The 26,058-nt window shown below is 73.4% G+C and carries 27 protein-coding genes; 20 read left to right on the forward strand and 7 right to left on the reverse strand.

Annotation, left to right across the window (positions count from 1 at the left end; translation table 11 throughout):
• Positions 1 to 97 precede the first annotated feature (97 nt).
• The 9 genes from ACI791_RS16970 to ACI791_RS17010 all read left to right on the forward strand — a co-directional run bounded on the left by ACI791_RS16970 (position 98) and on the right by ACI791_RS17010 (position 7,245).
• Positions 98 to 814 carry a hypothetical protein gene (locus ACI791_RS16970; RefSeq protein ID WP_456587112.1) on the forward strand — a complete coding sequence of 239 codons (717 nt, stop codon included), beginning with the start codon at positions 98 to 100 and terminating at the stop codon, positions 812 to 814.
• A gap of 174 nt (positions 815 to 988) precedes the next feature.
• Positions 989 to 1,642, forward strand: coding sequence for a fasciclin domain-containing protein (locus ACI791_RS16975; protein ID WP_456587113.1), 654 nt, complete (start codon positions 989 to 991; stop codon positions 1,640 to 1,642).
• Positions 1,643 to 1,721: 79 nt separating this feature from the next.
• Positions 1,722 to 2,276: an orotate phosphoribosyltransferase gene (gene pyrE, locus ACI791_RS16980; RefSeq protein WP_456587114.1), complete on the forward strand. Its 555-nt coding sequence runs from the start codon at positions 1,722 to 1,724 to the stop codon at positions 2,274 to 2,276.
• Positions 2,277 to 2,377: 101 nt separating this feature from the next.
• Positions 2,378 to 3,793 (forward strand): FAD-binding oxidoreductase, encoded by a 1,416-nt coding sequence (locus tag ACI791_RS16985; RefSeq protein WP_456587115.1) that lies wholly within the window; start codon positions 2,378 to 2,380, stop codon positions 3,791 to 3,793.
• Positions 3,790 to 5,148, forward strand: a complete 1,359-nt coding sequence (locus ACI791_RS16990; protein ID WP_456587116.1) for an FAD-dependent oxidoreductase — start codon at positions 3,790 to 3,792, stop codon at positions 5,146 to 5,148. Before ACI791_RS16985 ends, ACI791_RS16990 begins: the two co-directional genes overlap by 4 nt.
• A 15-nt stretch (positions 5,149 to 5,163) precedes the next feature.
• The gene (locus tag ACI791_RS16995) at positions 5,164 to 5,358 is read left to right on the forward strand and encodes a hypothetical protein (protein ID WP_456587117.1); all 195 of its coding nucleotides are present in this window, start codon (positions 5,164 to 5,166) and stop codon (positions 5,356 to 5,358) included.
• 129 nt (positions 5,359 to 5,487) lie between these two features.
• The gene (fbaA, locus tag ACI791_RS17000) at positions 5,488 to 6,522 is read left to right on the forward strand and encodes a class II fructose-bisphosphate aldolase (RefSeq protein WP_456587118.1); all 1,035 of its coding nucleotides are present in this window, start codon (positions 5,488 to 5,490) and stop codon (positions 6,520 to 6,522) included.
• A 2-nt stretch (positions 6,523 to 6,524) separates the two neighbouring features.
• Positions 6,525 to 6,947: a DUF3151 domain-containing protein gene (locus ACI791_RS17005; RefSeq protein WP_456587119.1), complete on the forward strand. Its 423-nt coding sequence runs from the start codon at positions 6,525 to 6,527 to the stop codon at positions 6,945 to 6,947.
• A gap of 154 nt (positions 6,948 to 7,101) precedes the next feature.
• Complete coding sequence (locus tag ACI791_RS17010; RefSeq protein ID WP_347058253.1) at positions 7,102 to 7,245, forward strand: GPGG-motif small membrane protein; 144 nt, start codon at positions 7,102 to 7,104, stop codon at positions 7,243 to 7,245.
• A gap of 40 nt (positions 7,246 to 7,285) precedes the next feature.
• On the opposite strand, the gene ACI791_RS17015 is transcribed toward ACI791_RS17010, so the two are convergent.
• From ACI791_RS17015 to ACI791_RS17025, 3 genes are all read right to left on the reverse strand, one after another.
• Complete coding sequence (locus ACI791_RS17015) at positions 7,286 to 8,122, reverse strand: ATP-binding cassette domain-containing protein (protein WP_456587120.1); 837 nt, start codon at positions 8,120 to 8,122, stop codon at positions 7,286 to 7,288.
• The gene (locus ACI791_RS17020; RefSeq protein ID WP_456587121.1) at positions 8,119 to 9,213 is read right to left on the reverse strand and encodes an ABC transporter permease; all 1,095 of its coding nucleotides are present in this window, start codon (positions 9,211 to 9,213) and stop codon (positions 8,119 to 8,121) included. Before ACI791_RS17020 ends, ACI791_RS17015 begins: the two co-directional genes overlap by 4 nt.
• Before the next feature lie 94 nt (positions 9,214 to 9,307).
• Complete coding sequence (locus ACI791_RS17025; protein WP_456587122.1) at positions 9,308 to 9,922, reverse strand: hypothetical protein; 615 nt, start codon at positions 9,920 to 9,922, stop codon at positions 9,308 to 9,310.
• Positions 9,923 to 9,988: 66 nt separating this feature from the next.
• Between ACI791_RS17025 and ACI791_RS17030 the strand changes: the two genes are divergently transcribed.
• On the forward strand, positions 9,989 to 11,278 hold the full coding sequence (locus tag ACI791_RS17030) for an adenylosuccinate synthase (protein WP_456587123.1): 1,290 nt from the start codon (positions 9,989 to 9,991) through the stop codon (positions 11,276 to 11,278).
• A 115-nt stretch (positions 11,279 to 11,393) separates the two neighbouring features.
• On the opposite strand, the gene ACI791_RS17035 is transcribed toward ACI791_RS17030, so the two are convergent.
• Positions 11,394 to 12,386, reverse strand: coding sequence for a glycerophosphodiester phosphodiesterase family protein (locus tag ACI791_RS17035; RefSeq protein WP_456587124.1), 993 nt, complete (start codon positions 12,384 to 12,386; stop codon positions 11,394 to 11,396).
• A 239-nt stretch (positions 12,387 to 12,625) separates the two neighbouring features.
• Here ACI791_RS17035 and purD point away from each other — a divergent pair, with 239 nt between their 5' ends.
• Positions 12,626 to 13,909: a phosphoribosylamine--glycine ligase gene (purD, locus tag ACI791_RS17040; protein WP_456587125.1), complete on the forward strand. Its 1,284-nt coding sequence runs from the start codon at positions 12,626 to 12,628 to the stop codon at positions 13,907 to 13,909.
• A gap of 49 nt (positions 13,910 to 13,958) precedes the next feature.
• On the opposite strand, the gene ACI791_RS17045 is transcribed toward purD, so the two are convergent.
• Complete coding sequence (locus ACI791_RS17045) at positions 13,959 to 15,398, reverse strand: AI-2E family transporter (RefSeq protein ID WP_456587126.1); 1,440 nt, start codon at positions 15,396 to 15,398, stop codon at positions 13,959 to 13,961.
• A 101-nt stretch (positions 15,399 to 15,499) separates the two neighbouring features.
• Here ACI791_RS17045 and purB point away from each other — a divergent pair, with 101 nt between their 5' ends.
• The 7 genes from purB (at position 15,500) to ACI791_RS17080 (ending at position 22,482) form a co-directional block, all read left to right on the forward strand.
• Positions 15,500 to 16,807 (forward strand): adenylosuccinate lyase, encoded by a 1,308-nt coding sequence (gene purB, locus ACI791_RS17050; RefSeq protein WP_456587127.1) that lies wholly within the window; start codon positions 15,500 to 15,502, stop codon positions 16,805 to 16,807.
• Positions 16,804 to 17,664, forward strand: coding sequence for a phosphoribosylaminoimidazolesuccinocarboxamide synthase (locus ACI791_RS17055; RefSeq protein WP_456587128.1), 861 nt, complete (start codon positions 16,804 to 16,806; stop codon positions 17,662 to 17,664). Before purB ends, ACI791_RS17055 begins: the two co-directional genes overlap by 4 nt.
• Positions 17,665 to 17,801: 137 nt before the next feature.
• Positions 17,802 to 18,665 carry a DUF559 domain-containing protein gene (locus ACI791_RS17060; RefSeq protein ID WP_456587129.1) on the forward strand — a complete coding sequence of 288 codons (864 nt, stop codon included), beginning with the start codon at positions 17,802 to 17,804 and terminating at the stop codon, positions 18,663 to 18,665.
• 137 nt (positions 18,666 to 18,802) lie between these two features.
• A complete protein-coding gene (gene purS, locus ACI791_RS17065; RefSeq protein ID WP_269192549.1) occupies positions 18,803 to 19,042 on the forward strand; it encodes a phosphoribosylformylglycinamidine synthase subunit PurS in 240 nt (79 codons plus the stop codon).
• An 11-nt stretch (positions 19,043 to 19,053) separates the two neighbouring features.
• Positions 19,054 to 19,725 carry a phosphoribosylformylglycinamidine synthase subunit PurQ gene (gene purQ / locus ACI791_RS17070; RefSeq protein WP_456587130.1) on the forward strand — a complete coding sequence of 224 codons (672 nt, stop codon included), beginning with the start codon at positions 19,054 to 19,056 and terminating at the stop codon, positions 19,723 to 19,725.
• Positions 19,722 to 22,088, forward strand: coding sequence for a phosphoribosylformylglycinamidine synthase subunit PurL (gene purL, locus ACI791_RS17075; protein WP_456587131.1), 2,367 nt, complete (start codon positions 19,722 to 19,724; stop codon positions 22,086 to 22,088). Before purQ ends, purL begins: the two co-directional genes overlap by 4 nt.
• Before the next feature lie 10 nt (positions 22,089 to 22,098).
• Complete coding sequence (locus tag ACI791_RS17080) at positions 22,099 to 22,482, forward strand: sterol carrier family protein (protein WP_456587132.1); 384 nt, start codon at positions 22,099 to 22,101, stop codon at positions 22,480 to 22,482.
• An 86-nt stretch (positions 22,483 to 22,568) separates the two neighbouring features.
• Here the strand turns inward: ACI791_RS17080 and ACI791_RS17085 are convergent, their stop codons facing one another.
• Entirely contained in the window at positions 22,569 to 22,712 is a 144-nt protein-coding gene (locus tag ACI791_RS17085) for an MFS transporter small subunit (protein ID WP_456587133.1), read from the reverse strand.
• Positions 22,709 to 24,127 carry an OFA family MFS transporter gene (locus ACI791_RS17090; RefSeq protein ID WP_456587134.1) on the reverse strand — a complete coding sequence of 473 codons (1,419 nt, stop codon included), beginning with the start codon at positions 24,125 to 24,127 and terminating at the stop codon, positions 22,709 to 22,711. Before ACI791_RS17090 ends, ACI791_RS17085 begins: the two co-directional genes overlap by 4 nt.
• A 214-nt stretch (positions 24,128 to 24,341) precedes the next feature.
• Here ACI791_RS17090 and ACI791_RS17095 point away from each other — a divergent pair, with 214 nt between their 5' ends.
• Positions 24,342 to 25,433 carry an S-(hydroxymethyl)mycothiol dehydrogenase gene (locus ACI791_RS17095; RefSeq protein ID WP_456587135.1) on the forward strand — a complete coding sequence of 364 codons (1,092 nt, stop codon included), beginning with the start codon at positions 24,342 to 24,344 and terminating at the stop codon, positions 25,431 to 25,433.
• Positions 25,430 to 26,038, forward strand: coding sequence for an MBL fold metallo-hydrolase (locus tag ACI791_RS17100; protein WP_347058229.1), 609 nt, complete (start codon positions 25,430 to 25,432; stop codon positions 26,036 to 26,038). The genes ACI791_RS17095 and ACI791_RS17100 overlap by 4 nt, the downstream gene beginning before the upstream one ends.
• The last annotated feature ends 20 nt before the right edge of the window (positions 26,039 to 26,058 follow it).

A 26,058-nucleotide genomic window follows, 5' to 3' on the forward strand; every position in this document is an offset into this window, starting at 1 on the left:
GGAGCCACCCCGACCGGGTGGCTCCGCGCGCCCGCTGGTCCGCTGTGCCGCCGTCGACCATGATCGCGGCGATGACCGACCGAGGAACGGAGGCGCGATGACGGCGGGTCAGGACGACCAGCAGGGCCGGCCCGAGGGGCAGGGCGGGCAGCAGCCCGGCTGGCCTCCTCCGCCGCCGGGCCAGCCGCCCCACGGCCCCGGCCCCTACGGTCAGGGAGCGCCGGGCCAGCACCCGTACGGCGCGGGGCAGCCGCCGTACGGCCAGCACCCCTACGGCTACCAGCCCGCCCCGGCCGCGCCCGACGGGTGGGGCCCCGACGCCCCCGAGCCCATGGAGCGCCCGCTGACGGTGCGCGCCGGGCTCGGCGCCTTCCTGGCCGCGCTCGTGCTCAGCGCGGCGGCCGGCATCGCCACGGTGCTCAACTGGGAGGATTTCCTCGACTGGACGCTCGCCCAGGAGGGGACCGGGCTCGACGACCCCGGGCTGGAGGGCGTGGACGTCGAGCAGTTCGCCGAGCTCGCCCTCCAGATCAGCATCGCCGTCGGGGTCCTGATGCTCCTGCTGCAGGGGTTGTTCCTCTGGTTCGCCTGGCAGGGCCGCAACTGGGCCCGGATCGTGCTGTGGGTGCTGGGCGGGCTGACGCTGCTGACGGCGCCCTTCAGCGCCGGGAGCACCGGGCCGCTGCCGTTCGTCACCACGCTCACCTGGTTCCAGATCGCCCTCACCGCGGCCGGGGTCGTGCTGCTCGCGGCGAAGGCGTCCAACGACTGGTACCGCTTCCGCAAGTGGCAGCTCGCCACCGGCCAGCGCTGATCAGGCCGTCCGGGCGCTCCCGCCCGGCCGGCGGCCGGCCAGTCGCGCGGAGTCCGCGCCACCGGGCTCGTCGCGGCAGGGACCGACGGCGACCCACCGGCCGGACCGGCGACGCACCACGCCCGACCCGATCGCGGCGCCGACCTCGCGCGGCACCAGGACAGGACCACCACCATGAAGCGCACCCTCACCCGCGGCGTCCTGCTCACCGCCGTCTCCGCCCTGGCGATCACGCTCAGCGCCTGCGGCTCCGACGACTCCGCGGAGAGCACCGCCGCCGGCACCAGCAGCACCTCCGCGGCCGCCGAGAGCTCGGCCGCGCCCGTCTCCGACGAGCCGTTCGGCGAGGGCTGCGCGGCCGTGGCGACCGAGGGCGCGGGCAGCTTCCAGGGCATGAGCGCCGACCCGGTCGTCACCGCGGCCGGCAACAACCCGGCCCTCTCCTCCCTGGTCCGGGCCGTCCAGGCCGCGAGCCTGGTCGACACCCTGAACAGCATCGACGACATCACCGTGCTGGCGCCGGCCGACCCGGCGTTCGAGGCGTTCCCGGCCGGTGCGCTCGACGCCCTCCTGGCCGACACCCCGCAGCTCACCGCGATGCTGACCCACCACGTCATCCCGGGCCGCCTGGCCCCCGACGAACTGGCCGGCACGCACACCACGCTGAACAACGACGAGGTCACCATCGAGGGCTCCGGGCAGGACTTCGCCATCGGCGCCGAAGCCACGGTCCTCGACCAGATGGAGGCCTCCGTGATCTGCGGGAACGTGCAGACCGCCAACGCCACCGTCTACATCATCGACCAGGTGCTCGCGCCCACCGCCTGAGAAGGGACCGGTGTCCTCCTGGGCCGTCCGGGTGGTCACGCCGCGGTGGCTCCGACCGGCGCTCACTAGGGTCGGGTCCATGACGGCTGCTCCGACGCTTCCCGACCGCGACCGGCTGCTGCAGCTGATCGTCGACCTCGCCGTGGTGCACGGGAAGGTCACGCTCTCCTCGGGGCAGGAGGCCGACTGGTACATCGACATGCGCCGGTTGACGCTGCACCACGAGGGCGCGCCGCTGGTCGGTCGGGTGATGCGCCAGCTCACCGGCGACCTGCGCTACGACGTCGTCGGCGGGCTCACGCTCGGCGCCGACCCGGTGGCGGCCGCCATGCTGCACGCCGCGGCGGCGGGCGAGGGGTTCCTCGACGCCTGCGTGGTCCGGAAGGCGGGCAAGGCCCACGGCCTGCAACGGCGGATCGAGGGGCCCGACGTCGAGGGGCGCGCCGTCCTCGTGGTCGAGGACGTCTCCACGACCGGCGGCAGCCCGCTCACCGCCGCCCAGGCCCTGCAGGAGGCGGGCGCCGAGGTGGTGGCGATCGCGGTGGTCGTCGACCGCGGGGGCCGCGCCGCGGTGGAGCAGGCCGGCTTCGAGTACCGGGCCGCCTTCACCGGCGCCGACCTCGGCCTCGCCTGAACCGCTGGAACGGGCGAGATCGCCGATCTCGCACCGTACGAACGGCTGGAACGGGCGAGATCGCCGATCTCGCCGGCGGGGTCAGGTCGTACGGTGTGACGGTGACCACGACGACGGCGACGTGGCTCGCCGAGCTGACCGACGCGCTGGGTGCCGACGGCGTCCTCACCGACCCCGACGTCACCGCCGGCTACGCGCGTGACCAGGCGATGCTGGCCTCCGCCGGCACCCCGGCCGCCGTGGTGTTCCCGCGCTGCACGGACGACGTGGTCGCGGTGATGCGGATCGCGGCCCGGCACGGGCTGCCGGTGGTGCCGCGGGGCGCCGGGTCGGGGCTCGCCGGGGCCAGCAACGCCGTCGACGGCGGGATCACCGTCGTCATGACCCGCATGGACGCCGTCCTGGAGGTGTCCCCGGCCGACCGGCTGGCCGTCGTCCAGCCCGGTGTGGTGAACAAGCAGCTGCGCGACGCCGTCGCCGGGTCAGGCCTGTTCTACCCTCCCGACCCGTCGAGCTACGACTGGTGCACGATCGGCGGCAACCTCTCCACGAACTCCGGTGGGCTGTGCTGCGTGAAGTACGGCGTCACCACCGACTACGTGCTCGGCCTGGAGGTCGTGCTCGCCGACGGGCGGGTGCTGCGCACCGGCCGCCGCACGGTGAAGGGCGTGGCCGGCTACGACCTGGCGCGCCTGTTCGTCGGCTCGGAGGGCACCCTCGGAATCATCACCGAGGCGACCCTCGCGCTGCGCCCGGCGCCGCAGCGCCCGGTCACCCTCGCTGCGACGTTCGCGACGACGGCGCAGACCGGGCAGGTCGTCGAGCGGGTGGTGACCGCCGGGCTGGTGCCCAGCCTGCTGGAGGTCATGGACAACACCTGCATCTGCGCCGTCGACGACCTGCTGAAGGCCGATCTGGACCGGAGCGCGCACGCGCTGCTCGTCGCCCAGTCCGACACCGGCGGCGCCGCGGCCCTGGCCGAGATCGAGGTCCTGGCCCAGCTCTGCCGCGAGGCCGGTGCCGACCTGGTGCACACCACCGACGACCCCGCCGAGGGCGACCTGCTGCTTGCCGCGCGGCGCATGGCGCTGCCGGCCCTGGCGCAGCTGGGCAGCACGCTGATCGACGACGTCGCCGTGCCGCGGTCGCGGATCGCCCAGTTCCTCGACGGCTGCGACGCGATCGCCGCGGCCCGGGGACTGGTCGTCGGCGTCGTCGGCCACGCCGGCGACGGCAACATGCACCCCACCGTCGTCTTCGACCCCGCCGACGACGACCAGCGGGCCCGTGCGTTCGGCGCCTTCGACGACATCCTGGAGCTCGGCCTCGCGCTCGGGGGCACGATCACCGGCGAGCACGGGGTGGGGGTGCTCAAGGTGGACTGGCTGGAGCGCGAGATCGGCCCGGTGGCCCTCGACGTGCACCGCTCGATCAAGTCCGCGCTCGACCCGGCCGGGCTGCTGAACCCGGGCACGGTGTTCCGCAGCGCGCCGGTGGGTGCCACGCTGGACCGGTGACCACGGCCAAGGACCGGTTCCTCGTCATCGGCGGCGACGCGGCGGGCATGTCGGCCGCGGCCCAGGCCCGCCGGCTGAGGGACGCCGACGACCTGGAGATCGTGGTGCTGGAGCAGGGGGACGTCGTCTCCTACTCCGCCTGCGGCATCCCGTACTGGGTCGGCGGGCAGGTGGCGGAGCGGGACGCGCTGGTCGCCCGGACGCCGGCGGACTTCGCCGCCCGGGACATCACCGTGCACACCGGCACGCAGGCGGTCGAGATCGACGCCGACGCGGGGAAGGTCGTCACCGACACCGGCGAGCGGATCGGCTACGACCGCCTGCTCGTCGCCACCGGAGGCCGCCCGAACCGCCCGCCGATCCCGGGGCTGGACGCGCCGGGCGTCTTCGGCGTCCACCGGCTCGACGACGGCGCCGCCATCCGGGCCGCCCTGGACGCCGGCCCGCGCCGCGCCCTGGTCCTGGGCGGCGGCTACATCGGGCTGGAGATGGCTGAGGCGCTGCAGCGGCGCGGTCTCGAGGTCACCGTCGTACTCGCCGACCCGCTGCCGATGCAGCTGCTCGACACCGACATGGCCGAGCGGGTCTGCGCCGGCATGGGCGCCATGGGCATGGAGATGCACCCCGACCAGGCGGTCCGCGAGATCCTGGTGGACGGGTCCGGCCGGGCGCGGGGTGTGCGCACCGACGCCGGCAGCTACGACGCCGACCTCGTCGTGCTGGGGCTGGGCATGGGCCCGGAGGTGGCGCTGGCCGAGCGGGCCGGCATCCGGCTCGGGACCACCGGCGCCATCGACGTCGACCGCACCCAGCGCACCCGCTCGCACCCGGAGATCTACGCCGCCGGCGACTGCTCGCAGACCTTCCACCGGGTCACCGGCGAGGTCACCCACGTCGCGCTCGGCACCCATGCGAACAAGCAGGGACGGGTGGCCGGCTCGGTCGTCGGCGGCCGGGCGGCCCGCTTCGCCGGGGTCCTGGGCACCGCGCTGACCAAGGTGGGGGAGCTGGAGATCGGTCGCACCGGGCTGTGCACCACCGAGGCCGAGCAGGCCGGCTTCGACTACTGCACCGAGACGATCGAGGCGACGACGAGGGCCGGCTACTACCCCGGCGCCGAGGAGATCGCCGTCAAGCTCGTCAGCGAGGCCGGGTCGGGGCGGCTGCTCGGTGCCCAGCTCGTCGGCGGCCCCGGGTCGGGCAAGCGGATCGACGTGCTGGCCGCCGCCATCTGGGCGGGGATGACCGCCGAGGACCTCGCCGGCTCCGACCTCTCCTACGCGCCGCCGTTCTCGCCGACCTACGACCCGGTGGTCGTCGCCGCGCGGGTGGTCAGCCGCATCGAGCAGGGCTGACCGGCGCACCGCCGCGTGCTGCCGTCGACCGACGTCCGGGATGCGGGCCGGTACGACGCCGACCTCCCCGTGCGATCTGCGGGGCAGCGTCCTCCCACGCCGGATCCCCGCGCGATCCGCCTGGCCGGCGCGCGGATCGATCTCCGCCAGGCCGTGCAGCTCGCCACCGCGCCCGGGCAGCGGGTGGGGCGCGACGGGGACGAGGGCTGAGCCGGTGTCGCCCGGTCGGGGTCTGCCGCGGCCCGCGGTGTGGCCGGGAGAAGGCGCGGCGGGATACTGACCCCCGTCGTCAGCACGTACAGCGCAGTACAGCCGCAACCGATGCGAGGAGTGCACCGCATGCCCATCGCGACCCCCGAGGTCTACGCCGACATGATCAGCCGGGCGAAGGAAGGCGGCTTCGCCTATCCGGCGATCAACTGCACCTCCTCGGAGACCATCAACGCGGCGCTGCGCGGCTTCGCCGACGCCGGCAGCGACGGCATCATCCAGTTCTCCACCGGCGGCGCCGAGTTCGGCTCGGGCACCCGGGTGAAGGACATGGTCACCGGTGCGGTTGCGCTGGCCGAGTTCGCGCACGTGGTGGCCGAGAAGTACCCGGTCAACGTCGCGCTGCACACCGACCACTGCCCCAAGGACAAGCTGGACTCCTACGTGCGCCCGCTGATCGCGCTGTCCAAGGACCGGGTCGACGCCGGCCAGGAGCCGCTGTTCCAGTCGCACATGTGGGACGGCTCGGCGATCGAGCTGGGCGAGAACCTCGACATCGCCGAGGAGCTCATGGAGAAGTCGGCGGCCGCCAAGATCGTGCTGGAACTGGAGATCGGCATCGTCGGCGGCGAGGAGGACGGCGTCGTCGCCGAGATCAACGAGAAGCTCTACACCGCCGACGGCGACTTCCTGCGCACCGCGCAGCAGCTCGGGCTGGGGGAGCGCGGCGTCTACCTGCTCGCCGCCACGTTCGGCAACGTGCACGGCGTCTACAAGCCGGGGAACGTGAAACTGCGACCCGACGTGCTCGAGCGCGGCCAGGCACTGGTGGCCAAGGAGTTCGGGCTGGGCGAGGGCGCCAAGCCGTTCAACCTGGTCTTCCACGGCGGTTCGGGCTCGGCGGAGTCGGAGATCCGCGAGGCCCTCTCCTACGGCGTGGTGAAGATGAACGTCGACACCGACACCCAGTACGCCTTCACCCGCCCGATCGCCGGGCACATGTTCAGCAACTACGACGGCGTGCTCAAGATCGACGGCGAGGTCGGCAACAAGAAGGCCTACGACCCGCGCAGCTACCTCAAGGCCGCCGAGACGGGCATGGCCGCCCGCGTCGTGGAGGCCTGCGAGCACCTGCTGTCGGCCGGCCAGTCCCAGGGCGCGTGACCATGACCCACTCCCACGGCAACCTGCTGGGCGAGCCGCCGGCCACCCTGCTGCCCGCGACGCCCGAGGCCGACGCCGAGCTCGCCGAGGGTGCCACCCTGGCCGAGGTGGCCGCGCACCACCCGACGGTGAGCGCGGTGTGGGCCGGTCTGGCCGAGGAGGCGCTGCACCGCCCCGAGCGGGCGCTGGTCGACACGATCCAGGCCTACGCCTACGCCCGCACCGGGTACCACCGCGGGCTCGACGCGCTGCGCCGCAACGGCTGGAAGGGCTACGGCCCCGTGCCGTGGTCGCACGAGCCCAACCGGGGCTTCCTGCGCTGCGTCACCGTGCTCGCCTCGGCCGCCGAGGCGATCGGCGAGACCGCGGAGGCGGAGCGGTGCACCCAGCTCCTGCGGGACTGCGATCCGACGTTGGCCATCTGATCGTTCACGATCGGTAACGAGCGGTCCGCATCGGCGGGCCGCTCGTTCTGTCGTCCACCAGCACTTTCGGGTGACCTGCGTTTGGATCACCACTCTCCTGCTCACTACGCAGAGTGCTCGGCGCCAGATGGGCGCCCTGGAGAGGAGACCTCTGATGGCCACCTTGTTGTGGATCCTCGCCGTCGTCCTGGTGATCGCCGGGATCGTCGCAATCATCCGTAAGGAGATCGTGTGGGGCATCGTGCTCATCGTCGTGGGGCTGCTGGTCGGCCCCGGCGGGGTGAGCATCTTCACCTGACCTGCCCCGGGCCCCCGCAGCCGTCGGGGGCCCGGGCGGCTCAGCGCTCGCCGAGCTCCGGGTGGAGCGCGGTGAGCGCGTCGGTCAGCGTGGTCAGCTGATCGCCGCCGGTCATCAGCGCGGTGAGCACGTCGGCGTCGACGTCGTCCCGCGTGAGGTTGCCGGCCACCTGGCCGTGCGCCAGGAGCAGGAACCGGTCGCCGATGAGGTGGGCGTAGCGCGGGTTGTTCGTCACGACGACGACCGCGAGGCCCTGGGCCCGGGCGGCCAGGATGGACTGGCCGAACAGCGTCTGCCGGGCGACCGTCATGGGCGTCACGGGTTCGTCGATGACCAGCGCCCGGGCGCCGAAGTGCAGGGCGCGGGCGACGGCGAGGCTCTGCCGCTCACCGGCCTGCAGGGAGCTCGCCGGCTGGTCGGGGTCCAGCCCGGTGACACCGACCCGGGCCATGGCCCGGGCGGTCGTCTCCCGGGCGCCGTCGAGGTCGAGGCGGCGCAGCGGCCACACCCCGCGGGTGGGCTCGGCGCCGAGGAAGAAGTTCCGCCACACCGACAGCAGCGGCGCGACGGCGAGGTCCTGCCAGACGGTGGCGATGCCGACCTCCCGCGCCTGCCGGGGCGAGCGGAACCGCACGGGCGTGCCGTCGACGCGCAGCTCGCCCTCGTCGTGCCGGCGCAGCCCCGACAGGACCGACACCAGCGTCGACTTCCCGGAGCCGTTCTCGCCGAGCACGCAGGTGATCTCGCCGGGGACCAGCGCGGCGCTCACCCGGCTCAGCGCCGGTACGTGGCCGTGCCGCACGGTGACGCCGCGCAGCTCCACGACGGGGATCGGTCCGGGAGCCGGGGCGCCGTCCACGGCCGCGGACGTGCTCACGAGCGCGGCCTCGACTTGAGCCGCCGCCGCACCACGCCGTTGGCCAGCAGGGCCACCAGGAGCAGCACTCCCAGCAGCGCCTGGAACCAGCGGGTGTCCCAGTCGGCCAGCGTGATGCCCTCCCGCGCGACCGCGTACAGCAGCGCGCCGACGGCGGCACCGATCGCGGAGCCGTAGCCGCCGGTGAGCAGGCAGCCGCCGATGACCGCGACGACGATGAAGTCGATCCCGCTGAGGATGCCCACGGTGCCGCCCGCCTGCACGCTGCCCAGCCGCACCAGCGTGAAGGTGCCGAGCAGCCAGCCCGCGGCCGCGGTGAGGCAGAACAGCGTCACGGTCGTCCGGCGGACCGGCACGCCGAGCTCCCGCGCCGCCTGGCGAGCGCCGCCGCAGGCGAAGACCGCGTTGCCGAACTTCGTCCGCCACAGGCCCCAGGTGGCCAGCCCGGTCAGCACCACCCACCACACGATCGCAACGCTGAACCGGCCGTTGCCGATCTGCAGCGTCGCGTCGAACAGCGCGCTCGCCGACGACCACCCCGGCGTCTGGTCCAGGCCGCTGACCCGGGTGGAGCCCGCGACCGCCTGGGCGCCGGCCTGCGAGGTGCCCTGCAGGATCAGGAAGGTCGCCAGCGTGACCAGGAAGCTGGGCAGGCCGGTGTTGACGACGAGGACGCCGTTGACCACCCCGACCGCCAGCGCGGCGAGCAGCGAGACGATCAGCGCCGGCCAGGCGCTCCAGCCCGCGAAGCCGATCAGCAGCGCGGTGAGCAGCGAGCTGGAGACCGCGATCACCCCCACCGAGAGGTCGAACTGCCCGGCGACCAGCAGCAGCGCCACGGCGACGCCCCCGATGCCCAGCACGGCCGCGGTGTCGAGGACCGTGGCCAGCCCGAACGGCGACAGCAGCTCCGGCACCTGCACGGCGAAGTAGGCGACGACCACGACCAGCCCGACGACCGCCGGCAGGCTCGGCCGGGCCAGTGCGCGCGCCAGGAACCGGCGGCCCGGCGGAGCCGGGGCGGGGCGGGTTCCGAAGGCGGACGGGCGGTCGGTGATCAACGGAACGGCGACCCGATGGGGCAACAGCACGTCGGCAGCGGGTCCTCCTCGGGGGCGAGCGGGTGCGACTCCAGTGTCCACGACGCCCTGGGGCCCCCGGCAACGTGGCGGGGCGATCGCCCGCTCACGGGTGCAGGCGCCACCGCACCCGGTCGTCGGCGTACCACGTCCAGCGGTCGACCGGCCGGACGTAGGGCACGCCGTCACGGACGATCCGGGCGGGATCGCAGGCGACCTGGAGGGCGCGGCCGCTGGTCTGCCGCGTCGGCCGGAGCGGCTGGATCATGACGGTGACGCCGATCGTGTCGACGGCGCTCCAGTCGGGGCGGACGTCGATCCGGGTGATCTCGCCGTCGGCCACCCGGATGTCGTCGTGGTACGCCTGCAGGCCCAGCCGCCGGGACAGGGACCGCCGCCCGTCACCGGCGGCCTCGATGCGGCCGTGGTGCAGCAGTACGCCGCCGTGGTCGTCCCGGACCAGGGTGAGGTCCCGGGGGGCGCCGGTGCCGATCCCCAGGTCGCGGGCGAGCGCCGTCGAGGCCTTGTCGGTGGCCGGCTCCCAGGAGACGGGCACCTCCGCCGTCCGCCCGGCCTTGTGCAGGGCCGCGAGCACGGCGGACAGCCCGGCGACCGGGCCGCGGACGACCAGCGACGCGGCGGTGGGGACCGGCTCCAGCTGGCTCCGGAGCGGTGCCTCCCCGGGGCCCAGACGGCGGAGGTCCAGCTCGACCGACGACATGCCGATACCCTGCCACCTGCCGGCCGGGACGTCCCGGATGCCGAAGAACAGGAGAACCAGGAGCCGATGCCCGCTGTCGTGCTGATCGGTGCCCAGTGGGGCGACGAAGGCAAGGGCAAGGCCACCGACCTGCTCGGCGGCCGCGTCCCCTACGTCGTCCGCTACCAGGGTGGCAACAACGCCGGGCACACCGTCATCACGCCCGACGGTGAGAAGTACGCCCTCCACCTGATCCCCTCCGGGATCCTCACGCCGGGCTGCACGCCGGTCATCGGCAACGGCGTCGTGATCGACCCGGAGGTGCTGATCGGGGAGCTCGCCGGGCTGGAGGAGCGGGGGGTGGACACCTCGCGGCTGGTCATCTCCTCCGACGCGCACTTGATCATGCCGCACCACCGGGCCCTCGACAAGGTCACCGAGCGGTTCCTGGGCAAGCGCAAGATCGGCACCACCGGCCGCGGCATCGGCCCCGCCTACGGCGACAAGGTCGCCCGCGTCGGCATCCGCGTGCAGGACCTCCTCGACCTCTCGATCCTCCGGCAGAAGCTCGAGGGGACGCTCCAGGAGAAGAACCAGATCCTGGTCAAAGTCTACAACCGCAAGGCCATCGACGTGGACGAGGTCGTCGAGGAGTACACCCGCTACGCCGAGGAGCTCCGGCACCGGATCGTCGACACCCGGCTGCTGCTGGGCAAGGCGCTCGACGACGGCGAGTGGGTGCTGCTCGAGGGCTCCCAGGGCACGCTGCTGGACGTCGACCACGGCACGTATCCGTTCGTGACGTCGTCCAACCCGACCGCCGGCGGCGCCGCCGTGGGCGCGGGTGTGGGCCCGACCCGGATCGAGCGGGTCGTCGGCATCCTGAAGGCCTACACGACCCGCGTCGGCTCGGGGCCCTTCCCGACCGAGCTGTTCGACGCCAGCGGCGAGTACCTGCGCACGCAGGGCGGTGAGGTCGGTGTCACCACCGGCCGGGACCGCCGCTGCGGCTGGTTCGACGCCGTCGTCGCCCGCTATGCCAGCCGGGTCAACGGCATCACCGACTACTTCCTGACCAAGCTGGACGTGCTCTCCGGCCTGCAGACGGTGCCGATCTGCATCGCCTACGAGGTGGACGGCGTCCGGCACGACGAGATGCCGATGACACAGACCGACTTCCACCACGCGAAGCCGGTCTACGAGGAGATGCCCGGCTGGTCCGAGGACATCCGGCACTGCCGGAGCTTCGACGAGCTCCCGGCCAACGCGCAGGCCTACGTGCGCAGGCTGGAGGAGCTCTCCGGGGCGCGGATCAGCGTCGTCGGCGTGGGTCCCGGCCGGGACGAGAACGTGGTGCTGCACGATCTGATCGCGTGAGGACCCCCTGCCCCACCACGCGCAGGCTCGTGGTGGCATCAACCGTGCTGGTGGTGGAGGCGTTGATCGGCGAGGCGGGTGTGCCGGGTGGAGGGGTGCGCTGACCCGGTGCCGCTCAGACCGGCTGGGGGGTGAGGGCGGTCCGTGCGCGGACGGCGACGTCGGGGAAGTCGGTGATCAGCCCGTCCACCCCGAGAGCCAGCAGCGCCGCGGCGTCACCCAGCGCGTCCCCGAGCGCCTCCGGGGCCTCCCCCCGGCGCAGGTGCTCGGGCAGGAAGGCGTTCTCCGCGCGCAGCGTCCAGCAGAACACCGTCAGCTCGGCACCGTGCGCCTGCGCCACCAGGTTCGGCGCGCCGGTCAGGGCGTGCTCGGCGGCGTCGGCCAGGACCCGCTCCCGGCTCGGGCCGACCCCCTGTGCGTAGGTGGAGATCTCCCGCAGCCCGGACGGGGTCACCATGACGTCACCGGCGTGGTCGTCCTCGATTAGCTGCACCATCCGCGGGCCGTCCTCGCCCAGGCGGCTGCGCAGCTCGCGCAGGACGGCCGGGTCGAACGACTGCAGCACCACGGTCCCGGAGGAACGGTCGGCGCCGAGCAGGCGCAGCTCGTCGGCCACCAGATCCGCCATGGAGCGCCCCTCGGCGTGGCACCACTCGGGGTGCTTGAGCTCGGCGAGCACGCGGACGGGGCGCTCGGCGGTCGAGCGGCAGCGCGCCAGCTCGATCACCTCGGCCAGCGTCAGGATGCCGTAGCGACCGTCGTAGGCGGTGTTGAGCGGCCGTAGCGACGGCATCCGCTCGACCGCGCGCAGGGTGCGCAGCTCGGCACAGGTGAAGTCCTCGACGAACCAGCCGGTGTGCAGCTTCCCGTCGACCAGCCTGGTGGTGCGGCGGCCGGCGAACTCCGGGTGCTCGGCGACGTCGGTGGAGAGCGAGAGCTCGCTCTCGTGCCGGACGACGAGCACGCCGTCGCGGCTGACCACCACGTCCGGCTCGATGAGGTCGGCACCGAGGTCGATGGCCAGCTCGAAGCTGGCGGCGGTGTGCTCCGGCCGGTAGGCCGGGGCTCCGCGGTGTCCGATGACGACGGGCCGGGGGAGGCGTGTCACTGGCCGGTCCGCCAGCGACTCGATCGCGCGCATGACACCCACAACAGCGGAACCGGATGAATCGAAGGGGAACTGCAGGAGACGGGTTGCGCACCATCGAGCGGCCGGTTCGGTGACCAGCAGCATTCCGGGCGGTGCGGAACTCACGTCCCGGGGGCTGAGGGCCTTCCGCCCTCCCGTCCCACCTCGTGCGCTGCCGGCCGAACCGTGCCCGCACCGCATCGGTAGGGTCGCCGCTCGTGCGCGTGCTGGTGATCGGCTCCGGTGCCCGGGAGCACGCCCTGTGCGTGGCTCTCCAGTCCGACCCCGCGGTGAGCGGGCTCGCCTGCGCCCCCGGCAACGCCGGGACGCGGGCGGTGGCTCCGCCGCCACCCGGGGGTGGATCACTGGCGGTGGCCGACCCGGTCGCGGTGGCCGCGCTGGCGCGCGACTGGGGCGCCGACCTGGTCGTCGTCGGACCCGAGGTGCCCCTGGTGGCCGGTGCCGCCGACGCGGTCCGGGAGGCGGGGATCGCCTGCTTCGGCCCGTCCGCGCAGGCCGCGCAGCTGGAGGGCAGCAAGTCCTTCGCCAAGCACGTCATGACCGCGGCCGGCGTGCCGACCGCCCGGTCGTGGCCGGTCGGCGGTCCGGCCGAGCTGGAGACCGCGCTGGACGAGGTGGCAGCGGCCACCGGCGGCGCCCCCTTCGTGGTCAAGGACGACGGCCTGGCCGCGGGGAAGGGCGTCGTCGTCACGCCCGACCGGGAGGCCGCCGTCGCCCACGGCCGCGGGGTGCTCGACGCGGGGGGCGCGGTGCTCGTCGAGGAGTACCTCGACGGGCCGGAGGTCTCGCTGTTCGCCGTCACCGACGGGACGACGGTGCTGCCCCTGGTCCCGGCGCAGGACCACAAGCGGCGCGACGACGGGGACGGGGGCCCGAACACCGGCGGCATGGGCGCCTACGCGCCGCTGCCCTGGGCCCCGGCCGGGCTGGTCGACGAGGTGCTGGCCACCGTGCTGCAGCCGACCGTCGACGAGATGGCCCGGCGGGGCGAGCCCTTCAGCGGGCTGCTGTACGCCGGGCTGGCGCTGACCTCGCGGGGAGTCCGGGTGGTGGAGTTCAACGCCCGGTTCGGCGACCCCGAGACGCAGGTCGTGCTGCCGCTGCTGGAGACCCCGCTGGGTGGGCTGCTGCAGGCCGCCGCCACCGGCACCCTCGCCGGGCACCCGCCGCTGCGCTGGCGCGCCGGCGCCGCGGTGACCGTGGTGGTGGCGGCGCCGGGCTACCCGGAGGAGCCCCGGACCGGGGACGCGATCACCGGCGCGGACGGGGAGGGCGTGCTGCACGCCGGCACCGCCCTCGCGGCCGACGGGACGGTCGTCTCCGCCGGGGGGCGCGTGCTCGCCGTGACCGCGGTGGGCGACGACCTGGCCGCCGCCCGGCAGGCCGCCTACGAGCGGGTGGCCGGCGTGCGGCTGGCCGACGCGCACTGGCGCACCGACATCGCCCTCGCCGCCGTCGAGGGGCGGATCACCGTCGGCTGACAGCCGGGTGAGCATCGCAGACGCCGACGGACGCCCCCTCGGCCGAGCCTCAGCGGGCGGTGACCGCCGGGCGGGCCCGCTCGGGTCGTGGCTCGGGTGGGCGGGGCCCTTCGTGTCGCCGGCTGAGGTAGGTGCCCGCCACGTTGACGCACGCCACCGTCGGGACGGCGATCAGCGCACCGAAGATGCCCCCGATCAGCAGGCCGGCCGCGATCGACAGCACGACCGCCAGCGGGTGCACGTGCACGGCCCGGCCGAGCAGCAGCGGCTGCAGGACGTGCCCCTCGAGCTGCATGACCAGCACGACGATCGCCAGGGCGATCAGGGCCTTGATCGGCCCCACGGAGACCAGGGCCACGAGCACCGCGACCGAACCGGCCAGGAACGAGCCGATGATCGGGATGAACGCGCCGAGGAAGACCAGCGCCGCCAGCGGGATGACCAGCGGGACGCCGAGGATCGCCAGCCCGATGCCGATGCCGACCGCGTCGACGAGGGCCACGGCGACGGTCGCCCGCACGTACGAGATGAGCGTCCGCCAGGACCGCCGGCCCGCCTCGTCCAGGTAGGCCCGCGCCTCGCGGGGGAAGAGGCCGACCAGCCACAGCCAGATCGACCGGCCGTCCTTGAGGAAGAAGAAGAGCGTGAACAGCGCGAGGACGATGCCGGTGAAGACCTCGCCCACGGTCGTGGCGGTGGTGATGGCGCCCGTCGCCAGGCTCTCCTCGTTGCTGACCAGGAAGTCCTGCAGCTCGCCGACGGCGTCCTCGAGCTGGTTCGCCGTGATCGGGAAGGTCCGGACGACGAAGGACTCCACCTCCTCCAGGCCCTGGCTGACCTGCGCCGCCAGGTCGGTGAACCCGGCGGTGAAGCGCTCCACGACCAGCGTGATGATCCCGGCGACCACCGCCAGACCGACCAGGAGCATGGCCGAGGCCGCCAGCCCCCGGGGCCAGCCGTGGCGGACGAGGGCGGTCGCCCCCGGCTGGAGCAGCGCGGCCAGCAGCAGCGCGACGATGACCGGCACGACCACCACCGCCACGTATGCGGCGGCCCAGAGCAGCAGGTAGAGGCCGGCGAGCACCACGATCAGCCGCCACGACCAGGCCGCCGCCGTCCGCAGACCGAAGGGGACGTCGTCCTCGGCCCCGGCCCGGCGCGAGTGCCGCCGGGCAGCCGCGGCGCGGGCGCGGCCACCCTCCGGCGAGACGCCGGCGGGCGGGCCGCTGACGCCGCCGGGGCCCATCGCCCCGTCGAGGTCCGGGGCGCCCGCCGCCGGGCTGCCCAGCGGCGGACGGGACGAGCCGGCGACCTCGTCCTCCGGCAGGTCGTGCACGAAGTCGATCGGCCCTGGCTCGCCGTCGTGGTGGTGGGCGTCGTGGTGGTGCCAGCCGTGCGGGTGGTGGTGCCAGCCGTGGGGGTCGTGCTCCCGCGCGGCCTGGATGCGCGCACGGGCCCGTGCGGCGAGGTTCGTGGCCCGGCGCAGCATGCGCACCTCCGCCGTCGGTAGGGGCCGTTAGTGATCACGCTAGCCCTACGGGAGGATGGCCCCGTGGTGCGACGAGCTGAGCAGTGGCAGGCGGTACCCGCATGATCGAGCGTTACACGCTCCCTGACATGGGCCGGGTCTGGAGCGATGCCCACAAGTACGAGCTGTGGTGCCGCGTCGAGACGCTGGTGCTCGAGGCGCACGCCGCCGCCGGCCGCGTCCCGGCCGACGTCGTGGAGCCGGTGCGCGATGCGCCCCCGCCCACCGCCGAACGGGTCGCGGAGATCGAGGAGACGACGCAGCACGACGTCATCGCCTTCCTCACGGCCTGGGCGGACAACACCGAGCCCCGCTCGGCCGCGGCCTTCGTGCACCATGGGATGACCTCGTCGGACCTGCTGGACACCGCGCTGGCCGTGCAGCTCACCGAGGCCACCGACATCCTGCTGGCCAAGGCCGACCGGCTGGTGGCGGCGCTGCGCGACCACGGGCTGGCCCACCGGGGCACGATCAAGGTCGGCCGCACCCACGGCGTGCACGCCGAGCCGGACGTGTGGGGCCACCGGGTCGCCGACCTGGCTTTCGCCGCGGCCCGGTCGCGGGACCGGCTGCGAGCCGCCCGCGAGCGCGTCGGCGTCGTCGCCATCTCCGGCGCCGTCGGCACCTACTCGCTGATCGACCCCTCGGTCGAGGTCGCCGTCGCCGAGGCGCTGGACCTGCAGCCCGCCGACGCCTCGACCCAGGTGGTGCTGCGCGACTCGATCAGCGAGTGGATCTCGGCGCTGGCCATCATCGCCACGGTCTGCGAGGCGGTCGCCCTCGAGGTGCGGCACGGCCAGCGCACCGAGGTGCGCGAGCTGTCCGAGGCGTTCGGCTCGGGCCAGAAGGGCTCGAGCGCGATGCCGCACAAGAAGAACCCGATCCGCTCCGAGCGCATCGCGGGGCTGGCACGCGTCGTCCGGGCGGCCATCGTGCCGGTCATGGAGGGCATCCCGCTCTGGCACGAGCGGGACATCTCGCACTCCTCGACCGAGCGCGTGTTCCTGCCCGACGCCGCGATCACCACCGACTACCTGCTGCACCTCACCGCCGGGCTGGTGGAGAACCTCGTCGTGGACGCCGACCGGATGCGCGCCAACCTGGAGTCCACCGGCGGGCTGATCTACACCTCCTCGGTGCTGCTGGAGCTGGTGGAGAGCGGGCAGTCCCGCGAGGACGCCTATGCGCTGGTCCAGGCCGCGGCGATGGAGACGTGGAAGTCGGGCGTGCCCTTCCGGGACACCCTCCGCGCCCGGGCGGGGGAGTCCGGCGTTCCGCTGGACGAGGCGCGGCTGGACGAGATCTGCCGGCCGGAGAAGTACGTGGCCAACCTCGGTCCGCTCTTCGACCGGCTGGCTGCGCTGTCGTGATCGAGCTGCCGCTCGTCGCGCGGGGCAAGGTGCGGGAAATCTACGACGCCGGGGACGACCGGCTCCTCCTGGTCGCCTCCGACCGGATCTCCGCCTACGACCACGTGCTGCCGACGCCGATCCCCGACAAGGGGAGGGTGCTCACGCAGCTGTCGGTGTGGTGGTTCGAGCAGCTCACGCCGGTGCTGGCCTCGTTCGGGGCCTCGCACCACCTGGTGTCGGCCGCGGACGTGCCGGCCGAGGTCGCCGGGCGGGCCATGCTCGTGCGGCGGCTGGAGATGCTGCCGGTGGAGTGCGTGGCCCGCGGCTACCTCTCCGGCTCGGGGACCAAGGAGTACGAGCGCACGGGGTCGATCCGCGACGTCGCCCTGCCCGCCGGCCTGGTCGAGGGCTCGCGGCTGCCCTCGCCGGTGTTCACGCCGTCCACCAAGGCCGAGGTGGGCGCGCACGACGAGGCGATCGACTTCCCCGCCGTCGTCGCGGCCGTGGGCGCCGCCCGAGCGGAGGAGCTCCGCGAGCTGACGCTGGCGCTGTACCGCCGGGGCGCCGAGATCGCGGCCGACGCGGGCATCGTGCTGGCCGACACCAAGTTCGAGTTCGGTATCGCGCCCGACGGTGGCCTGGTCCTCGGGGACGAGGTGCTCACCCCCGACTCGTCCCGGTTCTGGCCGGCCGACACCTGGTCGCCGGGTACGGTGCAGCCCTCGTACGACAAGCAGTTCGTGCGCGACTGGCTGACGTCGTCCGGCTGGGATCGCGGCTCGGAGCCGCCCGAGCTCCCCGCCGACGTCGTCGCCGCCACCCGGGAGCGCTACGTCACCGCCTACGAGCAGCTCACCGGCACCTCCTTCGCCTGACGCCCGACGAGATCGGCGATCTCGGCCCCATGAGCGCGCCGATGGGGGCGACACCGCCGATCTCGACCGGGCCTGTGGACGGCGGCCGCGGCAGGTGCGCCCACTGGGGCACCCCTGCCGCGGTGCCGAGCCGACGCGTGCCCACCCGACTCACCGGACCCGCCACCCGTGCGATGGCCCGAGCCGCCGGGATCAGCGACAAGCAGCTGCGGCACCGGGAGGTCGCGCGGCTCTCGCGGGACACGTACGTGCCGAGGGCGTTGCTCGGTGCGCTGCGGACGAGGTTGCCGGCGGTGCTGCTGACCGCGCCGCCCGGCACCGTGGTCAGCCACCTCACCGCGGCCGCGCTGTGGGGCCTCGAGATCCCCCTCCAGCCGCGGTCGGACCCGCGGGCGGACCTGACGGTGCCGCTCGCGTCCAGGGCCGAGAGCCGTGCCGACCGGCGCATCCACCGCCGCGATCTCCCCCCGGACGACGTGACGCTGTGGTCGGCGTTACCGGTGACGACGCCTGCCCGCACCTGGCGGGACCTCGCCGCGGTGCTGCAACCGCCGGTCCTCCTGGCGGTCACCGACCAGCTGCTCGACGGCAGGTGCACGCGAGCGGACCTGGCCGAGCAACTGGCGCGGTGCCCCACCGGTCGCGGCTGCGCCCGTGCCCGGGCGGTCCTGCCGGTGGCGGATGCCCGGTCGGAGTCGCCGATGGAGTCGGTGCTGCGCTGGCTCGTCCACGACGCCGGTCTCCCGGCGCCCCTGCTCCAGCACCGGGTCCGCGACCCGGGAGGACGCCTCCTCGGTCGAGCGGACCTGGCGTGGCCGGACCGCAAGGTGCTGGTCGAGTTCGACGGCGACGTGCACCGCGACCGGGACGTGTTCGTGGCGGACCTCCGGCGTCAGAACCGGCTCGTCGCGGCTGGGTGGACGGTGCTGCGCTTCACCTCCGCGGACCTCCTGGGCCGCCCTGACCAGGTGATCGCGGCGATCCGGCGGGCCCTGCGGTGACGAGATCGGCGATCTGGCCGGCATCAGGCCCGCGATGGGGGCGAGATCGCCGATCTCGCCGGGGAGAGGGGGGTGGGGAGACGAGGGTCACCTGGAGTGCGGACGGTCGCCGGTCGGGGACCGGTACCCTCGTCGACGTGCCGCGGGTGATCGTCGACGTCGTCCTGAAGCCGGAGATCTCCGACCCCCAGGGTCAGGCGGTCCTCGGCGCGCTCGGCCGGCTCGGCCACGACTCGGTGCGGAGCGTCCGCCAGGGCAAGCACTTCGTGCTCGAGGTCGACGGGACCCCGGACGAGGCCGAGCTGCGGCAGATCGCCGAGACGCTCCTGGCCAACCCGGTCATCGAGGACGTCGAGCTGCACCTCCCCACCGACTGAGAGAGACCGCTGTGCGCATCGGAGTCATCACCTTCCCGGGCTCCCTGGACGACGTCGACGCCGCGCGGGCGGTGCGCCTGGCCGGTGGTGAGCCGGTCGTCCTCTGGCACGCCGACCACGACCTCAAGGACGTCGACGCCGTCGTCCTCCCCGGTGGCTTCTCCTACGGCGACTACCTCCGCGCCGGGGCGATCGCGGCCCGCGCGCCCCTGATGCAGGACGTCGTCGACCGCGCGAAGCGGGGGATGCCGGTGCTCGGCATCTGCAACGGCTTCCAGGTGCTCTGCGAGGCCGGCCTGCTGCCCGGCGCGCTCACCCGCAACAGCCACCTGCACTTCCGCAACCGCGACCAGGTGCTGGTCGTCGAGCGCGCCGACACCTCGTGGACCTCCGACTACGAGACCGGCCAGCGCATCGTCATCCCGGTGAAGAACGGCGAGGGCCGCTACGTGGCCGCCGACGCCGATCTCGACCGGCTGGAGGGTGAGAACCGGGTCGTGTTCCGCTACGTCGACGGCAATCCGAACGGCAGCTCCCGCGACATCGCCGGCGTCACCAGCGCGGACGGCCGGGTGGTGGGGCTGATGCCGCACCCCGAGCACGCGATCGAGGACCTCACCGGCCCGTCGACCGACGGGCTCGGCTTCTTCACCAGCGTCCTGAAGGCGGTCGTGAACGCGTGAGCGAGGACAGGACGGCGGGGCAGGCGAGCGCCACCGCGGGGCTCTCGGACCTCGACACCGGCCCCGGTCGGCTCGGCAACCGGCTGGACACCGTCGACCTGGCGGCGAGCACGCCCGGCGACGAGCAGCCCTACGCCGAGCTCGGCCTCAAGGCCGACGAGTACTCCCGGATCAAGGAGATCCTCGGCCGCCGGCCCACCACCGCCGAGCTGGCCATGTACTCGGTCATGTGGAGCGAGCACTGCTCCTACAAGAGCTCCAAGGTGCACCTGCGGCGTTTCGGCGACCTGCCGCCCAGCGACGCGCTGCTCGTCGGCATCGGCGAGAACGCCGGCGTCGTCGACGTCGGTGACGGCTACGCCGTCACCTTCAAGGTCGAGAGCCACAACCACCCCAGCTACGTCGAGCCCTACCAGGGCGCGGCCACCGGGGTGGGCGGCATCGTCCGGGACATCCTCACCATGGGCGCCCGCCCGATCGCCGTCATGGACTCGCTCCGCTTCGGCCGGGCCGACGCCCCCGACACCGCCCGGGTGCTGCCCGGCGTCGTCGCGGGCGTCGGCGGCTACGGCAACTGCCTGGGCCTGCCGAACATCGGCGGTGAGCTGCTCTTCGACGACTGCTATGCGGGCAATCCGCTGGTCAACGCGCTGTGCGTCGGTGTCATGCGGCACGAGGACGTCCGGCTGGCCAAGGCCGAGGGCGTCGGCAACAAGGTCATCCTGTTCGGTGCGCGCACCGGCGGTGACGGCATCGGCGGCGTCAGCGTGCTGGCCAGCGAGACCTTCGACGCCGAGGGCCCGGCCAAGCGGCCGAGCGTCCAGGTGGGCGACCCGTTCACCGAGAAGTTGCTCATCGAGGCGTGCCTGGAGATCTTCGCCGCCGACCTCGTCACCGGCATCCAGGACCTCGGCGGCGCCGGGCTGTCCTGCGCCACCTCCGAACTGGCCAGCGCCGGCACCGGCGGCATGCACGTCGACCTGGACACCGTTCCGCTGCGGGACAGCACCCTGACGCCCGCCGAGATCCTGATGAGCGAGTCGCAGGAGCGCATGTGCGCGATCGTCGAGCCGGACAAGGTGGACGCCTTCCTCGCCGTCTGCCGCAAGTGGGACGTGCTGGCCACCGTCATCGGTGAGGTCACCGCCGGCGACCGGCTCACCGTCGACTGGCACGGCGAGCGGATCGTCGACGTGCCCCCGCGGACCGTCGCCCACGAGGGCCCGGTCTACGAGCGCCCCATGACCCGCCCCAGCGACCTCGATGCGCTGCAGGCCGACGACCCCGCCCGCCTGCCGCGGCCGCAGAGCGGCAGCGAGCTGCAGGCGCACTGGCTGGCCGTCGTCAGCAGCCCGGACGGCGCGGACAAGACGTGGGTCACCGAGCAGTACGACCGGTACGTCCGCGGCAACACGGTGCTGGCGCAGCCCGACGACGCCGGTGTGGTGCGCATCGACGAGGAGAGCAACCGCGGCATCGCGCTGTCCCTCGACGGGAACGCGCGCTACGCCCGGCTGGACCCGTACACGGGAGCCCAGCTGAACCTGGCCGAGGCGTACCGCAACGTCGCCGTCGCGGGGGCGAAGCCGCTCGCCGTGACCAACTGCCTGAACTTCGGCTCGCCGGAGGAGCCCGAGGTCATGTGGCAGTTCGCCGAGGCGGTCCGCGGCCTGGCCGACGCCTGCCGCGAGCTGGCCCTGCCCGTCACCGGCGGCAACGTCAGCCTCTACAACCAGACCGGCGACGTCCCGATCAACCCGACCCCGGTCATCGGCGTCCTCGGCGTGCACGAGGACGTCCGCACCCGGGTGCCCACGGGCTGGCAGACGCCGGGGGAGACGGTGCTTCTCCTGGGCGCCACGCGGCCGGAACTCGGCGGCTCGGCCTGGGCGAGCGTCGTGCACGGCCACCTGGGCGGGAGGCCGCCGGCCGTCGACCTCGCCGCCGAGCGCGCGCTGGGCGACCTGCTGGGTGCGCTCGGCCGGGAGGGCCTGATCAGCTCCGCGCACGACCTGGCTGACGGTGGTCTGGCGCAGGGACTGGCCGAGTCGGCGCTGCGCCACGGCGTGGGTGCCCGGCTGGAGCTTGGCGACGACCCGTTCACCGCCCTCTTCAGCGAGTCCACCGCGCGAGCGGTGATCACGACGTCAGACCCCGGCGGCGTGAAGACGACCGCGCAGTGGGCCGGTGTGCCCGTGACGGAACTCGGGACGACGGGCGGGGACGCGTTGTCGCTCGACGGCGTGCTGGAGCTCCCGCTGGCCGAGCTCCGATCCGCCTGGAGTGCCACCCTGCCGGCCCTTTTCGGATCACCCGAGGTGTCCGTCGGCTCCGTTCCGGCGGGCACTGTCCCGACCAGCTAGAGCAGGAACGGTGGCAGGAGCAGCTCCGATTCCGGCCGAGAAGCTGCGCGCCGCGGTGGACCCGGTGCGGGCGTGGCTGGCCGGCGAGGCGGCTCAGCCGCCCCGGGTGGTGGTCGGCGCGGCGGTGAAGACCAGCGCGCGCTGGCTGGCGCAACAGGTGCCGGGCCGGTCGGTGGAACTGCGGGTGCCGCCGCACGTCGCCGTCCAGTGCGTGGAGGGGCCCCGGCACACCCGTGGCACCCCGCCGAACGTCATCGAGACCGACGCGGCGACCTGGCTGCGGCTGGCCACCGGACAGGTCACCTGGGGCGAGGCTCTGTCCGAGGGAAGGGTCAGCGCCAGCGGCAACCGTGCCGACCTGTCCGGCCACCTCCCCCTGCGTCCGCTCCGCTAGGACCCTCCGTCCAGGGGGTCCCCGGCGAAAGCACGACGGCGGGGACCCCCGAAGGGATCCCCGCCGTCGCGGGTGGATCAGGTGGTTCAGCCGGTGAAGAGGGCGCTGGCCGCCTTCACCGTGTTGTAGAGGCCGTAGACCAGCGGGATGCCGACCAGGGTCCAGGCGAAGGCCACCAGGCCCTTGGAGGCCTCCTGGGACCCGCGGTCGTCAGTGCGCGCAGTGCTCATCGGGTCAGGCTCCGGTCTCCGGTCGTGGACGCCGCCTCGGGGACGTCGGTGGGCTTGGGCTCGAAGTACTTCTCGGCGACCGGCTTGATCAGCAGGTTGGCGACGAAGCCGACCGCCAAGATGCCGACCATGATGAACAGGGCGGGCCGGTAGTCGGAGGCGACCAGGTTCCCCGGCTCTCCCTGCATGTCCAGGATGCCGTTGATGATCAGCGGTCCGGCGATGCCCGCGGCCGCCCAGGCGGTCAGCAGCCGGCCGTGGATGGCGCCGACCTGGTAGGTGCCGAAGAGGTCGCGCAGGTACGCCGGCACGGTCGCGAAGCCACCGCCGTAGAAGCTGATGATCACCGCGGCCAGCGCGACGAACAGCCACACGGTGCTGGCGCCGATGGTGGCCAGCCCGATGTAGAGGACGATGCCGACGCCGAGGTACACCATGTAGATCGGCTTGCGCCCGATGTAGTCCGACGTGGAGGACCACACGAAGCGGCCGGCCATGTTGAACAGCGACAGCAGCCCGACGAAGCCGGCGGCGGCGGCGGCCGCCACGGCGGACGTCGCGCCCTCGCGGAAGAAGTCCTGGATCATCGGGGCGGCCTGCTCGAGAATGCCGATGCCCGCGGTCACGTTGCAGAACAGGACTGTCCACAGCAGCCAGAACTGCGGCGTCTTGATGGCGTTGTTGGCCGACACGTTCTCGGTGGTGACGAGCGACTTCTTCTTGACGGTGGCCGGGTCGAAGCCGTGCGGCCGCCAGTCGGCTGCCGGCACCCGCACGATGAGGGCGCCGAACAGCATGAAGACCAGGTAGATCACGCCGAGGGTGAGGAACAGGAGCGCGACGGAGTTGCCGCTGGCGACCTCACCGGCCGCGCCGGTGTAGTCGTCGTCGTACCAGTTCATCAGCTGGCGGGACAGCGGCGAGGCCACCATGGCGCCACCACCGAAGCCCATGATCGCCATGCCGGTGGCCAGGCCCGGGCGGTCGGGGAACCACTTGATCAACGTGGAGACCGGCGAGATGTAGCCGATGCCCAGGCCGATGCCGCCGAGGACTCCGTAGCCGAGGTAGACCAGCCACAGCTGCTCGGTGAAGATGCCGAGCGAGCCGACGAGGAAGCCGGCCGACCAGAAGACCGCGGCGGTGGCCATCGCGGCGCGGGGGCCGTTCCTGTCCACCCACGTCCCGAACAGCGCGGCGGAGACGCCGAGCATGACGATCGCGAGCGAGAAGATGATGCCGATCGCGGTGAGGCTGGTGTCGAAGTGCTCGACGAGGGCCACCTTGTAGACGCTGGTGGCGTAGGCCTGGCCGATGCTGAGGTGCACGGCGAGGGCCGCGGGCGGGATCAACCACCGGTTGAAGCCTGGCTTGGCGACGATGCGCTCTCTGGCCAGGAAGGCGGGTACTGCCACGGGGAGAACCTCCGGGGACGGGAACCGGTACGTCCGGTTGGACACGACCGGGACGCGCCCGACGATCTGTGATCTGGGTCGCTATCGCCCGGCACCGTACGTCTTCTTCGGTTGATGTGCGCGCTCAACATGCGCCCGCGACCGCTGCGTGACCAGGCCACCACTGGATGTGGGCACTCGGACCCGCGGTCGAGGTGCGTCCTAGGCTGCCCCCATGGCGTACGAGGTGCGAGGCGTGGTCGCCCGCGGCAAGGGACAGCCGGTCACGGTCGAGACGATCGTGGTCCCCGATCCGGGCCCCGGTGAGGCGGTCGTGGACGTGCAGGCCTGCGGGGTCTGCCACACCGACCTGCACTACCGCGAGGGCGGCATCAACGACGACTTCCCCTTCCTGCTGGGGCACGAGGCGGCCGGTGTCGTGGCGGCGATCGGCGAGGGCGTCACCAACGTCGCCGTCGGCGACTACGTGGTCCTCAACTGGCGGGCGGTGTGCGGTGAGTGCCGCGCCTGCCGCAAGGGCCAGCTGCAGTACTGCTTCAACACCCACAACGCCGCGCAGAAGATGACGCTCGCCGACGGCACCGAGCTGTCCCCCGCGCTGGGCATCGGCGCGTTCGCGGAGAAGACGCTCGTCCACTCCGGGCAGTGCACCAAGGTCGACCCGGCCGCCCCGCCGACGGCCGCCGGTCTGCTCGGCTGCGGCGTGATGGCCGGTGTCGGCGCGGCGATCAACACCGGTGGGGTGCAGCGCGGCGAGACGGTGGCGGTCTTCGGCTGCGGCGGCGTCGGTGACGCCGCCATCGCCGGTGCGAAGCTGGCCGGGGCGACGACGATCATCGCCGTCGACATCGAGGACCGGAAGCTGGAGTGGGCCACGCAGTTCGGCGCCACCCACACGGTGAACTCGAAGGAGACCGACGCGGTCGAGGCGATCAAGGCGCTGACCGGCGGCTTCGGCGTCGACGTCGCGATCGACGCCGTCGGCCACCCCGCGGTGTTCGAGCAGGCGTTCTACGCCCGCGACCTCGCCGGCCGCGTCGTCATGGTCGGCGTGCCGACGCCGGGCATGGAGGTCACCCTCCCGGCGATCGAGATCTTCGGCCGCGGCGGCGCCATCAAGTCGTCCTGGTACGGCGACTGCCTGCCCAGCCGCGATTTTCCGATGCTGGTCGACCTCTACCTGCAGGGCCGTTTCGACCTCGACGCCTTCGTCTCCGAGACGATCGGCCTCGACGACGTCGAGCAGGCGTTCGAGAAGATGCACCACGGCGAGGTGCTGCGCTCGGTCGTGGTGTTCGACAAGTGACCGCGCGCATCGACAAGGTCGTCGTCCCCGGGGTCTTCTCCCTCGACGGGCAGGACTTCGACGTCGAGAACAACGTGTGGCTCGTCGGGAACGACGAGGAGGTGCTGGTCATCGACGCCCCGCACGACGCCGCTCCCATCGTCGGGGCGATCGGTGGCCGGAAGGTCACCGCGATCGTGCTCACCCACGGCCACAACGACCACATCACCGCCGCACCGGCCCTGCGCGAGGCCACCGGCGCCCCGATCTGGTTCAACAGCGCCGACCGGATGCTCTGGGACATGACGCACCCGGACGCCGCCCCCGACGAGGAGCTGCGGGCGGGCACGCGGTTCGACGTCGCCGGCACCCGGCTGGTCGCGCTGCACACGCCCGGGCACTCGCCCGGCAGCACCTGCCTGCACGCGGCGGACCTCCGCACGGTCTTCACCGGGGACACCCTGTTCTGCGGCGGCCCCGGGGCGACCGGGCGGTCGTTCAGCGACCACCCGACGATCGTGAACTCGATCCGGGCACAGCTGCTCAGCCTGCACGGCGACACCGTCGTGCGGACCGGGCACGGCGACGACACGACGATCGCCGCGGAGCTGTCGAACGTCCGCTGAGGACAGGGTGACACGGCCCA

It is taken from the genome of Blastococcus sp. SYSU DS0973, assembly GCF_054051055.1.

Excerpts from the sequence above, each read along its gene's own strand:
- ACI791_RS16970 (WP_456587112.1), top strand. The coding sequence starts at position 98 with ATGACGGCGGGTCAGGACGACCAGCAGGGCCGGCCCGAGGGGCAGGGC.
- ACI791_RS16975 (WP_456587113.1), top strand. The coding sequence starts at position 989 with ATGAAGCGCACCCTCACCCGCGGCGTCCTGCTCACCGCCGTCTCCGCC.
- pyrE (WP_456587114.1), top strand. The coding sequence starts at position 1,722 with ATGACGGCTGCTCCGACGCTTCCCGACCGCGACCGGCTGCTGCAGCTG.
- fbaA (WP_456587118.1), top strand. The coding sequence starts at position 5,488 with ATGCCCATCGCGACCCCCGAGGTCTACGCCGACATGATCAGCCGGGCG.
- ACI791_RS17005 (WP_456587119.1), top strand. The coding sequence starts at position 6,525 with ATGACCCACTCCCACGGCAACCTGCTGGGCGAGCCGCCGGCCACCCTG.
- ACI791_RS17010 (WP_347058253.1), top strand. The coding sequence starts at position 7,102 with ATGGCCACCTTGTTGTGGATCCTCGCCGTCGTCCTGGTGATCGCCGGG.
- ACI791_RS17025 (WP_456587122.1), bottom strand. The coding sequence starts at position 9,922 with ATGTCGTCGGTCGAGCTGGACCTCCGCCGTCTGGGCCCCGGGGAGGCA.
- ACI791_RS17030 (WP_456587123.1), top strand. The coding sequence starts at position 9,989 with ATGCCCGCTGTCGTGCTGATCGGTGCCCAGTGGGGCGACGAAGGCAAG.
- ACI791_RS17045 (WP_456587126.1), bottom strand. The coding sequence starts at position 15,398 with ATGCTGCGCCGGGCCACGAACCTCGCCGCACGGGCCCGTGCGCGCATC.
- purB (WP_456587127.1), top strand. The coding sequence starts at position 15,500 with ATGATCGAGCGTTACACGCTCCCTGACATGGGCCGGGTCTGGAGCGAT.
- ACI791_RS17085 (WP_456587133.1), bottom strand. The coding sequence starts at position 22,712 with ATGAGCACTGCGCGCACTGACGACCGCGGGTCCCAGGAGGCCTCCAAG.
- ACI791_RS17095 (WP_456587135.1), top strand. The coding sequence starts at position 24,342 with ATGGCGTACGAGGTGCGAGGCGTGGTCGCCCGCGGCAAGGGACAGCCG.